The 13,787-nt window shown below is 67.8% G+C and carries 13 protein-coding genes; 11 read left to right on the top strand and 2 right to left on the bottom strand.

Going from position 1 to position 13,787, the window contains the following annotated elements; genetic code table 11:
* Positions 1-112 precede the first annotated feature (112 nt).
* Positions 113-958, bottom strand: a complete 846-nt coding sequence (locus AJAP_RS39525; RefSeq protein ID WP_038521198.1) for an N-acetylmuramoyl-L-alanine amidase — start codon at positions 956-958, stop codon at positions 113-115.
* 89 nt (positions 959-1,047) lie between these two features.
* On the opposite strand from AJAP_RS39525, the gene AJAP_RS39520 reads away from it, so the two are divergent.
* A complete protein-coding gene (locus AJAP_RS39520) occupies positions 1,048-1,404 on the top strand; it encodes a YbaB/EbfC family nucleoid-associated protein (protein WP_038521195.1) in 357 nt (118 codons plus the stop codon).
* A gap of 1 nt (position 1,405) precedes the next feature.
* Complete coding sequence (recR, locus tag AJAP_RS39515; protein WP_005166260.1) at positions 1,406-2,002, top strand: recombination mediator RecR; 597 nt, start codon at positions 1,406-1,408, stop codon at positions 2,000-2,002.
* Between the two features lie 84 nt (positions 2,003-2,086).
* Here recR and AJAP_RS39510 read toward each other — a convergent pair whose 3' ends face one another.
* Positions 2,087-3,199 carry a UDP-N-acetylglucosamine 2-epimerase gene (locus AJAP_RS39510; RefSeq protein ID WP_038521192.1) on the bottom strand — a complete coding sequence of 371 codons (1,113 nt, stop codon included), beginning with the start codon at positions 3,197-3,199 and terminating at the stop codon, positions 2,087-2,089.
* A 61-nt stretch (positions 3,200-3,260) separates the two neighbouring features.
* Between AJAP_RS39510 and AJAP_RS39505 the strand changes: the two genes are divergently transcribed.
* The 9 genes from AJAP_RS39505 (at position 3,261) to AJAP_RS39465 (ending at position 13,784) form a co-directional block, all read left to right on the top strand.
* Positions 3,261-4,277 (top strand): glycosyltransferase family 2 protein, encoded by a 1,017-nt coding sequence (locus tag AJAP_RS39505; RefSeq protein ID WP_038521190.1) that lies wholly within the window; start codon positions 3,261-3,263, stop codon positions 4,275-4,277.
* Positions 4,274-5,572 (top strand): polysaccharide biosynthesis protein, encoded by a 1,299-nt coding sequence (locus AJAP_RS39500; RefSeq protein WP_038521189.1) that lies wholly within the window; start codon positions 4,274-4,276, stop codon positions 5,570-5,572. The genes AJAP_RS39505 and AJAP_RS39500 overlap by 4 nt, the downstream gene beginning before the upstream one ends.
* A 70-nt stretch (positions 5,573-5,642) precedes the next feature.
* Positions 5,643-7,622, top strand: coding sequence for a DUF6541 family protein (locus AJAP_RS39495; RefSeq protein WP_038521188.1), 1,980 nt, complete (start codon positions 5,643-5,645; stop codon positions 7,620-7,622).
* Positions 7,623-7,681: 59 nt separating this feature from the next.
* Complete coding sequence (locus tag AJAP_RS39490; RefSeq protein WP_051972890.1) at positions 7,682-8,383, top strand: glycosyltransferase family 2 protein; 702 nt, start codon at positions 7,682-7,684, stop codon at positions 8,381-8,383.
* 12 nt (positions 8,384-8,395) lie between these two features.
* Positions 8,396-8,833: a DUF2304 domain-containing protein gene (locus AJAP_RS39485; RefSeq protein ID WP_007035120.1), complete on the top strand. Its 438-nt coding sequence runs from the start codon at positions 8,396-8,398 to the stop codon at positions 8,831-8,833.
* Positions 8,830-9,378, top strand: coding sequence for a uridine kinase family protein (locus AJAP_RS39480; RefSeq protein WP_084098503.1), 549 nt, complete (start codon positions 8,830-8,832; stop codon positions 9,376-9,378). Before AJAP_RS39485 ends, AJAP_RS39480 begins: the two co-directional genes overlap by 4 nt.
* Before the next feature lie 713 nt (positions 9,379-10,091).
* Positions 10,092-11,765 (top strand): ABC transporter substrate-binding protein, encoded by a 1,674-nt coding sequence (locus tag AJAP_RS39475; RefSeq protein WP_443111205.1) that lies wholly within the window; start codon positions 10,092-10,094, stop codon positions 11,763-11,765.
* Between the two features lie 85 nt (positions 11,766-11,850).
* Positions 11,851-12,852, top strand: coding sequence for an ABC transporter permease (locus AJAP_RS39470; RefSeq protein ID WP_037334940.1), 1,002 nt, complete (start codon positions 11,851-11,853; stop codon positions 12,850-12,852).
* Positions 12,849-13,784: an ABC transporter permease gene (locus AJAP_RS39465; protein WP_038521181.1), complete on the top strand. Its 936-nt coding sequence runs from the start codon at positions 12,849-12,851 to the stop codon at positions 13,782-13,784. The genes AJAP_RS39470 and AJAP_RS39465 overlap by 4 nt, the downstream gene beginning before the upstream one ends.
* Positions 13,785-13,787: the final 3 nt, after the last annotated feature.

The raw sequence follows: 13,787 nt of genomic DNA, 5'->3' as shown, positions 1-13,787 counted from the left end.
CGTGTGATCAGACGGACGACACGCGTGATCAGACGGACGACACGCGCGACGTCCGTCTGATCACGCGAGTCGGCCACCTGATCACGCGAGTCGTCCGGTTCGGTCCGGCGCCCTACGCCGCGAGGTAGTCCTCGATCGCCTTCGCGATGACGGCCGCGTACTGCTGCCGCCCCTCTTCGCTCGCCATCGCGGCGGCTTCGGCGGCGTTGCGCATGTTCCCGCATTCGACGAGCGCGGCGGGGCGGGTCGAGAGGTTGAGCCCGCCGAGGTCGGCGCGCGGGGCGAGCCCGTTCGAACCGAGGTACGTCGAGGTCGGGAAGCCGCCCGCGCGGAGGCCGTCACGCAACGCGGTCGCGAGTTTCACCGAGGGCTCACCCTGCTGGGCGTTCAGCGGCGGTGCCGAGTAGGCGACGTGGAAACCATGCGCTCCGGCGGAATTCGAGCCGTCCGCGTGGATCGACACGACCGCGTCCGCCCCGGCGTCGTTCCCGATCGCGGCGCGTTCGTTGACGCACGGTCCGACGCCGGTGTCGTTCTGCCGGGTGAGGATGACGCGGATTCCCTTGGCCGCCAACGCCTGCGAGATCCGCTGTGAGACGTCCCAGGTGAACGCGTGCTCGGTGTAGCCGGAATTCGTCGAGGTTCCGGTGGTGTTGCACGGTTTCGTCTTGCCGCGCCCCGCCGGGACCTGCTTGTTGATCTCGCCCGGCTTGCCGGAGTTGCCGCCGTTGTGCCCGGGATCCAGCACGACGACCTTGCCGGTTTTCGGCGGCTGCTGGCTGCTCGGCGGCGGCTGAGGCGCGCTCGATGGCGGAGCGCTCGTCGTGGGGCTCGGCTGCGGAAGGGTGGTGAACACCGTGGTGGTGCCGGGCGGCGGCGGACTCGACGGCGAAGACGCGGGGCTGTCCACCCCGCACGCCGTGAACAGCGTCAATCCGATCGCCAGCACCAGGCCCATCCGTCGTCGCACGGCGCCCACGGTGCCACACGGGTGACGGCTAGGCTGGTAGGCGGCACGGGATTTTCCAGGAGAGGACCGATCGGATCATGGTGCAACCCGGTGGCGGCTTCGACCTGTCGCAGATCATGCAGCAGGCACAGCAGATGCAGCAGAAGCTGGTCGAGGCCCAGGAAGAGCTGGCCAACACGGAGGTGACCGGTACTTCCGGCGGCGGCCTGGTCACCGCGACCGTGTCCGGCGACAGCCAGCTCAAGTCGCTGTCCATCGACCCCACGGTGGTCGACCCCGACGACGTCGAGACCCTGTCCGACCTGGTCGTCGCGGCCGTCCGCGATGCCTCGGCCAACGCGCAGAAGCTCACCGAGCAGAAGCTCGGCCCGCTCGCCGGCGGCCTCGGCGGCGGAATGCCGGACCTCGGCGGCTTCCCCGGGCTCGGCGGCTAGCTTGTACGAGGGTGTCGTCCAGGATCTGATCGACGAGCTCGGGCGGCTGCCCGGCGTCGGTCCCAAGAGCGCGCAGCGGATCGCCTTCCACCTGCTGGCGGCCGATCCCGCGGATATCGCGCGCTTGCAGGAAGTGCTCGGCAAGGTCAAGGAAGGCGTGCAGTTCTGCGAGGTCTGCGGCAACGTCTCGGAGCAGGAGACCTGCCGGATCTGCCGCGACACCCGCCGCGACCTCACGGTCATCTGCGTGGTCGAGGAGCCGAAGGACGTCCTCGCGGTCGAGCGGACGCGCGAGTTCAAGGGCCGCTACCACGTGCTCGGCGGCGCGCTGGACCCGTTGTCCGGTATCGGACCCGAGCAGTTGCGCATGCGTGAACTGCTCGCCCGGATCGGTGGCGCGGAGATCAGCGAGATCATCATCGCGACCGACCCGAACACCGAAGGCGAGGCGACCGCGACGTATCTCGTGCGGATGCTTCGCGACTTCCCCGGCCTGACCGTGACACGGCTGGCGTCGGGGCTGCCGATGGGCGGTGACCTGGAGTTCGCGGACGAGCTGACGCTGGGCCGGGCGCTGTCCGGCCGCCGGGCTCTTTAGCTCCCCGATGCCATGAAAGGTCCTTTCCTTGCAAAATTTGCAAGGAAAGGACCTTTCATGGCGTTCGTGAGCGAGCGCGAAGCGTCAGCAGTAACCCAGCCGCGCGAGAGTGTCGACGATGATCTCCGACGGGTGGAACTTGTCGACCCAGGACTCGCCGCGGCGGTTCTGGTAGGTGTCGAGGAAGTTCTGCAGCTTGTCCCCGCGCATCTCGGTCAGCACGACGGTCTCGCCGAGGTGCTGCGGCGTCTCGGTGCGCTCGCGGTGCACGGCGCACGGCAGGCCGAGGTAGTAGCACTCGGCCGAAAGGCCGCCCGAGTCGGTGACGACGTACTCGGCCCGCGCGACCAGCGGCAGGAACTTCAGGTACCGCATCTTCGGCTGGATGATGAAGTTCTTCTCGTCGAACAGGTTCGCCAGGCCGAGCGCGCGGATCTTCTCGCGCTCGGGCGCGCCCGCCATGTAGAGGATCGGCATCTGCTTGCTCTGCTCGCGCAGGATCTCCAGCGCCTCGCGGTACTTGTCCGCGCGCGAGACCAGTTCGAAGCGGTGCAGGGTGGCGAGGCCGAACTTCTCCGGCAGGCCCTCGACGTCCAGCGGCCCGTTGATGGCCATCCGCATCGCGTCGATCGCGGTGTTCGCCTCGGTGTCGACGACGACGCCGCGGGCGTTGCGGAGGTTGTTCACCTCACGCGCGCTGGGCGCGAAGTGCATGTCGACGATCTTCGCGGCGATCTTCCGGTTCAGCTCCTCCGGCAGCGGCGACATGATGCTGCCCGACCGCGCACCCGCCTCGACGTGCCCGACCCGCGACTTGAGGATCCGCTTCCCGATGAGCGAGCCGTACGGCGTGGTGAAGGTGTCGCCGTGCACCAGCACCAGCGGCGGACGCCCGTCCTCGACCAGCGCGGCCTTCAGCTCGGCCCGGCGGCTCCACGCGGTCCGCAGCACCTGCGCGGCCCAGCCCGGCACCTGCGCGGGCGACTCCAGGTTGTGCGCCTTCTCCTTCGGCACGAGCCAGACGTCGGGCTCGGGGAGGTCCAGGTCGGCGAGAACGTCCGAGACCTCGTCGACGTGCTGGGCGGTGAACCAGATCTTCGGCCGGACCCCGCGTTCGAGGATGCCGTGGTAGACCGGCGCGATTTTGATCAGTTCCGCCGTGGTGCCGAGAATGAAGGAAATCACCGGAAGAGCCATTCTGTCGGGGTCTGCGGTGCCCGAAGGATACTGGTGGGCCGCGCAAGGTAGCCTCGCCGGGGTGAGTGCGAATTCGCTCCTCCCGGCCCTGTCCGTCGTGATCCCGGTCTACAACGAGCAGGACTGGATCGACCGCAGTGTCGGCGCGCTGATCGCGTCGGCACAGGTGGCGAACTGGCCGGTCGAGGTCGTCGTGGTCGACGACGGCAGCACCGACGGCACCGGCGGCAAGCTCGCCAAGCTGCAGGAGCTGTACGGCATCACCGTGCTCACCCAGCCGAACAGCGGCCGGTTCGAGGCACGCCGCGCGGGCATCGCGAAGGCGTCGGGGCGGCAGATCCTGCTGCTCGACAGCCGCGTGATCGTCGACCCCGGTTCGCTCACCTTCCTCCGCGACCAGCTCGTCGACCACCCCGAGCGCACGGTGTGGAACGGTCACATCAACGTCGCGTCCGAACACAATCCGTACGCGGGATTCATGGCCGGGCTGGTCAAGATCCCGTGGCGCCGTTATTGCGCGAACCCGCGGTTGATGTCGTTCGGTATCGACGAGTTCGACGTCTTCCCGAAAGGCACCGGATTCTTTTCCGCGCCGAAGGACGTTCTCGAGGATTCGTCCAACGCGTTCGAGTCGCTCTTCGAAGACGTCCGTTTCGCCAGTGACGACACGGGTGTTCTGCGCTGGATCGCGGAACGTCACCTCATCTTCCTCGCCCCGGACTTCTCCGCGACCTACCACGGCCGCGATTCGTTCAAGAAGTTCGTCGGGCAGTCGTATTTCCGCGGCACCACGTTCGTCGATTCGTATCTCGCGTCGCCCGGGCCCGCGCGCAACGGCCTGTTCGCCGCGATGGCCGTCGGCGTACTCGGCCTCGGTGTCGCCGCGAAGCGCCCGAAGACCGCCGTCGCGCTGGCCGCCGCGGGGTCGACGGCCGCCGGGTTCGCGGTGACGAAGTTCGGCGCGACCAAGGCCGAGGCCAAGGCCGTCGCCCAGCTCACCCCGGTCTTCGCCGCCGGCTTCGGCGCCGGGGCACTCCGAGGCCTCTTCATGGCGCTGCGGGCGCGGCTCCGTAAATGAGCAGCGCGGTGAGCAGCGAAAAACTGGCGAAGGACACCGGGAAATCCGCCGGTCGCATCGGTGTCTACCTGCTGATCGCCATCGCGCTCGGCTACGTCCTCACCGTGGTCTGGGGCCGGACTCTGTCGCCTGCCGACAACGCGGTCCTGCTCTCCTTCTGGGGCATGTTGATGGGGCTGGGCGCCGCCCTGTCCCCGCTCGAGCAGGAGATCTCGCGCCAGTCCGCGCACGCCGCGCTCGAAGGCCGCAAGGCAGGGCGGCCCGCGGTGATCGCCTTCGTGACCAGCCTGGTCGCGGTCGCCGTCGCGGCGCTGTTCACGCTGATCCCGGCGGTGACCGACAAGGTCTACGGTGGTCAGTTCGCGCTCGCCGTGATCGTGCTGGCGGGCGGGCTTTCGTTCGCCTTCCAGTTCGCCGCGCGCGGTCTGCTGATCGGCCAGGACCACGTCCGGTCCTACTCGTGGCTGATCCTGGTCGAAGCGGCCGTGCGGATCCTCGTGGTCGGCGCGCTGGTGGTCGCCGGGCTCACCCAGCTGTACTGGTTCGCCATCGCCGCCGCGACCGGTTCGTTCGCCTGGCTGCTGTTCGCCCGCGGCGCCGCCAAGCTGGTCGACCCGAAGCTGGACGCCGACGAGCCCGCGAAACCGATCGTCAAGAACATGCTGATGCTGCTGGCGGGCGCGGGGCTCACCGCCAGCGTCATCACCGGTTACCCGGCGCTGGTCAGCCTGCTCGCGCCCGGCGGCGACAAGGACAAGCTCGGCGTGCTCTTCGTCGCCCTGTTCGTGGCCAGGACGCCGCTGACGCTGATGGCGCCGGTCCAGGCCCTCGCGGTCCCGACCGTGGTGCGCCTGTCCAGCACCGAGGAGGGCAAGCACCGGCTGCGGAAGCTGCTCGCGCTCGGTTCGGCGGGCGCGCTGGCGCTCGCGGCCCTCGGCGCGCTGATCGGGTACCTCATCGGCCCGTGGGTGGTGCGCCTGGTCTACAGCGCCAAGAACGACCCCGAGGCCTGGTGGATGGCCGGGCTGGTCTGGTCGTCGGTGCTGCTGGCCGCGATGCAGCTGCTCGCCGCCGTCCTGGTCGCGCAGGCCAAGGCCACGAAGGTGCTGATCACCTGGGCCGCCGTCGTCGTCGCGACCGCGCTGGTCCTGCTGTTCTTCCCCGGCGACACGGTCGTGCGCGCCGTCGTCGGGCTCGCCGCCGGACCCACCGTCGGCCTGCTGGTCGTGATGGCGTTCGTGGTGAGAGGCACGCCCGAGGCGGGCAACGCGAAGCCGTCCGAAACGTCTCGATAGTGTGGCCGCGCCATCGCGCGCCGCGAGCGGGTGGCGTCTTGACGCCGAATAGGGTTGGACAGCGAATTCGATGAACGTTCTTTTGGTCTTGCTGGCGTTCTGGCTGCCGGGGCTCGTCTTCGGTGCCGCGATCCGGTTGCGCGGCTGGACCCTCGCCGCCGCGGCCCCGCTGCTGACCTTCGGCCTCGTCGCCATCGGCATCCCGATCCTCGGCCGCTTCGGCATCCGCTGGACGATGCTGAACGTCGGCCTGTGGGTGCTCCTGCTGTCCGTCGTCGGTTTCGCGCTCTCTTTCCTCGTGCTCCGCTTCACCGCGAAGCGTCACCCGGACTGGGCCGAGGACGAAGACGACGACGAATCGAAGCGTTCCCTGCGCGACCACCTGCTGATCGGTGCCGGTGTCCTGGTCGGTCTCGGCGTCGGCACGGTGACCTTCCTGCGCGGCTCCCACAGCCTGGAGAACGTCCAGCAGGGCTGGGACGCCCCGTTCCACGGCAACCTCGTGCGCTGGATCGCCGAACACGGTGACGCGCGCGCGTCGACCGTCGGCACCATCGCGAACCTGCCGAACCAGACCGACTACTTCTACCCGGACACCTACCACGCGCTGCTCGCCCTGGTCTTCGGCAAGGGCGGCCTGACGATGATGCCGACGCTGAACCTGGCGGCGCTCATGGTCGTGCTGACCGTCCCGGTCGGGGTCGCGGCGATGTGCCGCGCCTGGCGGATGCCGGTCCTCGCGACCGCGGCCGCGGCGGCCGTGTCCACCTGGTTCACCGCGTTCCCGTACGACTCGCTGTGGCGCGGCCCGCTGTGGCCGTACGTCGCCGGCGTGGCGCTCGTGCCCGCGATGCTCGCGCTCGCCCGCCTGCTGCTCAAGCCGAACGGCGTCGCCGGACCGCTCGCGATCGGCGTCGGCGTCGCCGGGCTGGCCGGCCTGCACACCAGCCTGATCTTCGTGATCATGGTCTACTTCCTGCTGATCCTGCTCGCGGTGCTGTTCCGCTTCGAGAAGATCGGCTGGCGCCGCAGCGCCGCCTCGCTGATCGCGACGATCGTGATGGCGGTCGTGCTCGGCGTGCCACAGGTCCTTCCCGCGCTCTACAACGCCGGCGGCGTGACGAGCGCGTTCTGGGCCTCGGAGACCAGCGTGTCCGGCGCGCTCGGGCAGACGATCACGTTCTCGCCGATGGCGTCGTTCCCGCAGTGGTGGATCGGCATCCCGGCGATCATCGGCGTGTTCTTCCTGGTCAAGCACCGGCGGATGCTCTGGATGGTCGGCGCGTACGTGGTCCTCGGCGGCCTGTTCGCCGCGACGATCTCGCTGGAGACCCCGCTCATCCACACCCTGACCGGCGTGTTCTACAACGACCACTGGCGGATCGGCGCGCTCGTGCCGCTGGCAGGCGCCGTCGCGTTCGGCGAGTTCGTGCACACCGCGTCGGGCAAGTTCGCCGAGAAGATCGGCGAGCGGAAACCGAACCTGAACCCGGTCACCGCGGCCATCGCGGGCGCGCTCGTGGTCGGTCTCGTGGTCACCGTGCTGAGCCGAGGCGGGTACATCGGCCGCAACTCCGCGCGGCTCGCGATGAACTACGGCACGGAGGGCCCCTCGGTCAGCAAGGGCGAGGAAGAGGCCTACGCCTGGCTCGGGAAGCACGTCGTGCCGGGCGAGCGCGTGATGAACGACAAGGCCGACGGCTCGGTGTGGATGTACGCGCTCGCCGGGGTTCAGCCGGTCGAGTGGACGAACTACGGCGCCGAGTTCACCACCAAGGCGGGCTGGCTCAGCGTGTTCCTCAACGACATCAACCGCGAGCCGCGCGTGCGCGAGGCGCTCACCGATCTCAAGGTGCGCTACGTGCTGGTCGGCAAGGGCAAGGTGGCCCCCAACGCGCAGTCCGCGGTGGGCCTCCAGCGGCTCGACATCACTCCGGGTTTCAAGCGCGTCTTCCACAACCTCGACGCGTCGGTTTACGAAATCGAAGGTCAGCAAGGTGTGGTCGCCTCCGGCGTCCCCGCCGGGTCCGACACCGCTCACGGCCAGTAAGAAGATAGAGTGATCCAGTGTCCAGTACGTCCGTGACCACCCGCCGCGTACTCATCGTGATGCCTGCCTTGAACGAGCAGGCCAGTGTCGGCGCGGTCATTTCCCAGGTCAAGCAGTCCTTGCCGGGCATGGACGTGCTGGTGGTCGACGACGGTTCGTCCGACGACACGGCCAAGCTCGCCCGCGCCGCGGGCGCGGAGGTGGCCCGCCTGTCGGTGAACCTCGGCGTCGGCGGGGCGATGCGCACCGGCTTCCGGTACGCGGCCGCCCGCGGCTACGACGTCGTCGTGCAGGTGGACGCGGACGGCCAGCACGATCCGGACGAGGTCGCCGCCCTGCTGGACGCGCTCGACGACGCCGACATCGCGATCGGTTCGCGGTTCGCCGGCAAGGGTTCGTACAAGGCCAGCGGCCCGCGGAAATACGCGATGGTCGTGCTCTCGCTCGTTTTCTCCCGGCTCGGGAAGACCAAGCTCACCGACGTGACCTCCGGGTTCAAGGCGATGGGCCCGCGCGCGATCAAACTGTTCGCCGCGTACTACCCGGCCGAATACCTCGGCGACACGGTCGAATCGCTGGTGATGGCGATCCGCGCCGAACTGAAGATCAAGGAAATCCCGGTGATCATGCGGGAACGGGCCGGTGGCACACCGAGCCATTCTCCGGTGAAATCGGCCGTCTACCTCGGCCGCGCCGGACTCGCCCTGCTGCTGGCGCTCGTGCGCCGCCGCCCCGCCGTCGACTCGTCGGATTCGGCGTAAAAGGAGCTGATTATGGCTGGCTGGCGCATTCTCAGCATCGTCGTCGCCTGTCTGGTGCTGTTCGTCGTCCTCGAGATGATGCGGCGGCGGAAACTGCGGGAAAAGTACGCGGGTGTTTGGCTCGTCCTCGCCGTCGGCGTGGTCGTGCTCGCCCTCGTTCCGCAGGCCGCCGACTTCCTGGCGCGGATAACCGGCGTGCAGACGCCGTCGAACTTCGTATTCCTCTTGGCCGGTGTCGTGCTGGCACTGGTCGCGTTGCATCTGTCGACCGAGGTCGGTCACCTCGAAGAAGAGGTCCGGACCTCCGTCGAGGAGATCGCGCTGCTCCGCTGCGAACTCGCCGACGCCCAGCGTGACCTGGAAGAACGCGTCGCCGCGCTCGAAGCGCGGACGGCCACGCCCGACAACGTCAAAGGGCTCCCCGAAGTGAGCCCCGCACGCGCACGCTGATCGACGCCCTTTTCGCCGCCCCGCCGAGGTTGGGCGCCGTCCGCGTACTCGCCGTCGACGGCCCTTCCGGCTCCGGGAAGTCCACGCTGGCCAGGAAGATCGTGGCGGAACTCGCCGGTCGCGGTGCCCGGGTGGCGCTGGTGAGCACCGACGAGTTCGCCACCTGGGACGAACCCGTTTCGTGGTGGCCGCGGCTGGAGACCGGCGTGCTGGAACCGCTGCGCGCGGGCAGGCCCGGTCGCTACCGGCGAGTGGACTGGTCCACCGGCGTCCCGCTGCCGGGTGAAGAGGTCGAAATCCCGGTCCCCGAGGTTTTGGTGCTGGAAGGCGTTTCCAGTGGCCGCGCGCGGATGCGGCCCTCGTTGTCCCTGCTGACCTGGCTCGATGGCGGCAGTGAAGCGGAACGTCTCGACCGTGCCGCCGAGCGGGACGGCGAGGGATCGAGGGCGGAACTGCGGCGCTGGCAGCTGTTCGAGCGCGGGTGGTTCGCCGTCGACGGGACCAGGGCCGCGGCCGATCGTGTGGTCACCCCCCGCGAGTGGTGAGGACGGCGGTTTCGCGTGATTGGACGGACGACACGCGTGATCCAGAGGACGACGCGCGTGTCTGGACGGACGACACGAGCCCGGTCAAGCTCCGCCGCGAGTCGTCCATCTGGTCACGTGTGTCGTCCGTCGGATCACACGTGCCGTCCGATCAATCACGCGAAACCGCCGTTCGGCACAGATGGTCAGAGCCAATCCTGTAGCCCATGTACCTGCGGGTCCGAAGTCCGTGAAGGCCTCCTTGAGGGACCCTGAGTCCCTCAAGGAGGCCTTCACGGACTGGACACACAAGGCGCAGCGTGAGCGGAGGCGTGACTCGCGTGATCAGGGACGTGACTCGCGTGATTGAAGGCCGCACTCGGGTGTTCCGCCTCTGATCACGCGAGTTCCGCCTTCGATCACGTGAGTGCGGCCCAATGTCCTGCCGATGTCCTGTTTCCTCCGGCACCCATTGGTTGTAGTGGTGGACACCCATTTGAGTCAGTGACCCGGCACTCTGCGCGTTAGTGGTCGGGAATTGATTACACTCCGTCCGGAATTGCGGACACTTTGCGGTCGTATTGGCCGTCGTGTAGCGCGATCGTAACCTCGCGTGCTTAAGTGCGGGCTGAGTTCCCGCTAGTGTCGGCGGGCACACCGATCGTCCGTGGAGTTCGAGTTACCGACCGACCGGACGGTGCCTAAACACCGAAAATCTCCTCAAGGGGTGCCAGATGCAGCAACTGCGGGTGACCCGAGCACGCCGTGTGGCCCTGATCGGGCTTGCCGGCGCACTCGCGGTCTCCATTTCCGCCTGTGCCGAATCGAAGCGTGAAGAAGGCGCAGGGGGTGGCTCGGGAGGCACCATGGTCTTCGGTGCCGCCGGTAACCCGAAGACTTTCGACCCGCTCTTCAACGACGACGGTGAGACCTTCCGCATCATCCGCCAGATGATGGACACCCTGATCATGAACAAGCCGGGGACCGCGGACCTCGAGCCCGGCCTGGCGGAGAAGTGGGAAGGCAGCAACGAAGGCAAGACCTGGACCTTCAGCCTGAAGAAGGGCGTGAAGTTCCACGACGGCACCCCGTTCAACGCCGAAGCGGTCTGCTTCAACTTCAACCGCATGTTCAACATGAAGGGCGCCGCCGCCCAGAGCCAGATGATCTACTACGGCGACGTCTTCGAGGGCTTCGCCAAGAACGAGGGTGACGCCTCCGGCGCCCCGGTGTTCAAGGACTGCCAGGTCAAGGACGAGTCGACCGCCGTCCTGAACCTGAACAAGGCCAAGGGTGCCTTCCCGGCCGCCTTCACGCTGCCGTCGTTCTCGATCCAGAGCCCGGACGCGCTGAAGAAGTACAACGCGGACCAGGTCACCCAGAGCGGTGACTCGTTCTCCTACCCGGAGTACGCGCTGAAGCACCCGACCGGCACCGGCCCGTTCAAGTTCGAGAGCTGGGACCAGGCCAAGGGTGAGATCACGCTCTCCAAGGCCACCGACTCGCCGACCCAGACGGCCAAGCTCGACAAGCTGGTCTTCAAGGTCATCCCGGACGAGAACGCCCGCAAGCAGGCGCTCAAGGCCGGCGACATCCAGGGCTACGACTACCCGTCGCCCGCGGACTACGGCCTGCTGCGCAACGACGGCGAGCAGGTGCTCATCCGCCCGTCGTTCAACATCCTGTACCTGGGCATCAACCAGAAGAACAACCCGAAGCTGAAGGACCTCAAGGTCCGTCAGGCGCTGGCCTATGGCCTCAACCGCGCCCAGTTCGTGAAGTCGAAGCTCCCCGAGGGCGCCGAGACCGCGACCCAGTTCGTGCCGAAGGCGATCGACGGCTACAACGAGAACGTCACCAAGTACGACTACAACCTTCAGAAGGCGAAAGACCTGCTGAAGGAAGCCGGCGCCGAGGGCATGACCCTGAAGTTCTACTACCCGACCGAGGTCACCCGGCCGTACATGCCGAACCCGGCGGACATCTTCACCTCGCTGTCCGAGGACATGAAGGCCATGGGCATCAAGGTCGAGCCGATCGCCAAGCCGTGGAACGGTGGCTACAAGGACGACGTCCAGAAGGCGGGCAAGCACGACGTGCACCTGCTCGGCTGGACCGGTGACTACAACGACGCCGGCAACTTCGTGGGCACCTTCTTCGGTCGCGAGAAGCCGGAGTTCGGCTTCAACGACTCGGCGCTGTTCTCGGCCATCTCGGCCGCGGACGCCGCGCCCGCCGGCGAGGCGCACACCAAGGCGTACCAGGAAGTGAACCAGAAGATCATGGAGTACCTGCCCGCCATCCCGATCTCCTACGGCCCCCCGGCGATCGTCGTCGGCCCGAAGGTGAAGGGTCTGGTGGCCAGCCCGCTGACCGACGAGCGCTTCTACACCGTCACGGTCAACTGATCCTCCACCACTAGTGGCTCAGGGGGTGGGTGCTACCGCGCCCACCCCCTGAAGTCCATCCCGGGCTGGCAACAAAGGAACGCACGTGCTCCGTTTTCTCGTGCGTCGGCTGCTACAAGCGATACCGACGCTCTTGATCCTGTCCATTTTGATCTTCGCCTGGCTCCGGTCCCTGCCCGGTGGCCCCGCCGGCGCCCTCCTGGGTGACAAGGCGACCCCGGAGAAGATCGCCGACCTGAACAAGCTTCTCGGCCTCGACGATCCGATCTTCGTCCAGTACTTCAAGTTCCTCGGCCGGGCGATCACCGGCGACTTCGGCAACTCGCTGGTCTCCGCCCAGCCGGTCATGTCGGAGATCGGGAACTTCCTGCCCGCCACCCTCGAGCTCGGCTTCTGCGCGATGCTCATCGCGGTGGGGCTCGGCATCCCGTTCGGCTACCTGTCCGCCCGCTTCCGCGGCGGTGCCGTCGACAACATCATCATCGTGCTCTCGCTGGTCGGGGTCGCGGTGCCGGTGTTCTTCCTCGGCTACATGATGCAGGACGCGCTGGCCGCTCCGCTCGGACTTCCGTCGCAGGGCCGTCAGATGGCGGGTCTCGACGCCACCACCGTCACCGGCTTCGCGGTCTTCGACGGCATCATCACCCAGGAATGGGACGCCGCCTGGGACGCGATCACCCACCTGATCCTTCCCGCGTTCGCGCTCGCCACCATCCCGCTCGCGGTGATCGTCCGGATCACCCGCGCGTCGGTGCTGGACGTGCTGAACGAGGACTTCATCCGCACGGCGAACTCGAAGGGCCTGACCCAGCCGATCGTCCGGCGCCGTCACGTGCTCCGCAACGGGCTCCTGCCGGTGGTCACCGTCATCGGCCTGCAGACCGGCGCGCTGCTCGGTGGCGCCGTGCTGACCGAGCGCGTGTTCAACTTCCGCGGCCTGGGCTTCCTGCTCGCCGAGGGCATCGAACGGCGTGACTACCCGCGTCTGCAGGCGCTGCTGCTGTTCGGCGCGCTCGTCTACGTGCTGGTGAACACGCTGGTCGATATCTCGTACGGGCTCATCGACCCGAGGGTGCGTGTCCGATGAACACATTGCTGAACAAGAAGAAGGAACCGATCGACAAGCTCGCCGCGACGTCGGCGAAGGGGCACAGCCTCGGTGGCGAGGCGCTCCGCCGCATGCTGCGGAGCCCGGTCGCGATCACCGGTGGCGTGATCACCCTGCTGTTCCTGCTGCTGGCGATCCTGGCGCCGTTCATCGCGCCGAAGGACCCGTACGAGCGGTACCTGCAGAGCGAGGTCATCCTCGGCCAGGGCATCATCCCCGGCGCCCAGGCCGGTTTCCCGCTCGGTGTCGACGACTTCGGTCGCGACTACCTTTCGCGGCTGCTGGTCGGCGCGCAGAACACGCTGCTGGTCGGTGTGCTCGCGACGATCATCGGCGTCGTGGTCGGCATGATCATCGGCGGTCTCGCCGGTGCCTTCGGCGGCTGGGTCGACACGGTGCTGATGCGCCTCGTCGACGTCATGCTGTCCGTGCCGTCGCTGCTGCTGGCGATCTCGGTCGCCGCGCTGTTCCAGAAGCCGAGCCAGTGGACCGTGATCGTGGCCGTGTCGATGGTCGGCGTGCCGATCTTCGCGCGGTTGCTGCGCGGTTCGATGCTCGCGCAGAGAAACAGCGACCATGTGCTCGCGGCGACGTCGCTCGGCGTCAAACGCGGCGCGATCGTGTTGCGGCACATGCTGCCCAACTCGCTCGGCCCGGTCATCGTGCAGGCCACGCTGACCCTGGCCACCGCGATCCTCGAGGCGGCGGCACTGTCGTTCCTCGGTCTCGGCGACCCGGACCCGAACCGGGCGGAATGGGGCATCATGCTGAGCCGCAGCGCTCGGCAGTTCCTCGACATCCGTCCCGAGCTGGCGTACTACCCGGCCATCGCGATCATCATCGTCGCGCTCGGGTTCACGCTGCTCGGCGAGTCCTTGCGGGAAGCCCTCGATCCGAAGAACAGGCGGTGATCT

This window comes from Amycolatopsis japonica (assembly GCF_000732925.1).
GTDB classification, from domain to species: domain Bacteria; phylum Actinomycetota; class Actinomycetes; order Mycobacteriales; family Pseudonocardiaceae; genus Amycolatopsis; species Amycolatopsis japonica.
Note: the sequence above shows the minus strand (reverse complement) of the source record. Positions and strands in the feature narration are given on the sequence as shown.

What these genes read in the sequence shown, in the direction of transcription:
- AJAP_RS39465 (WP_038521181.1), top strand. Translation starts at nt 12,849, where the DNA reads ATGAACACATTGCTGAACAAGAAGAAGGAACCGATCGACAAGCTCGCC.
- AJAP_RS39525 (WP_038521198.1), bottom strand. Translation starts at nt 958, where the DNA reads ATGGGCCTGGTGCTGGCGATCGGATTGACGCTGTTCACGGCGTGCGGG.
- AJAP_RS39485 (WP_007035120.1), top strand. Translation starts at nt 8,396, where the DNA reads ATGGCTGGCTGGCGCATTCTCAGCATCGTCGTCGCCTGTCTGGTGCTG.
- AJAP_RS39490 (WP_051972890.1), top strand. Translation starts at nt 7,682, where the DNA reads ATGCCTGCCTTGAACGAGCAGGCCAGTGTCGGCGCGGTCATTTCCCAG.
- AJAP_RS39495 (WP_038521188.1), top strand. Translation starts at nt 5,643, where the DNA reads ATGAACGTTCTTTTGGTCTTGCTGGCGTTCTGGCTGCCGGGGCTCGTC.
- AJAP_RS39520 (WP_038521195.1), top strand. Translation starts at nt 1,048, where the DNA reads ATGGTGCAACCCGGTGGCGGCTTCGACCTGTCGCAGATCATGCAGCAG.
- AJAP_RS39475 (WP_443111205.1), top strand. Translation starts at nt 10,092, where the DNA reads ATGCAGCAACTGCGGGTGACCCGAGCACGCCGTGTGGCCCTGATCGGG.
- AJAP_RS39510 (WP_038521192.1), bottom strand. Translation starts at nt 3,199, where the DNA reads ATGGCTCTTCCGGTGATTTCCTTCATTCTCGGCACCACGGCGGAACTG.
- AJAP_RS39500 (WP_038521189.1), top strand. Translation starts at nt 4,274, where the DNA reads ATGAGCAGCGCGGTGAGCAGCGAAAAACTGGCGAAGGACACCGGGAAA.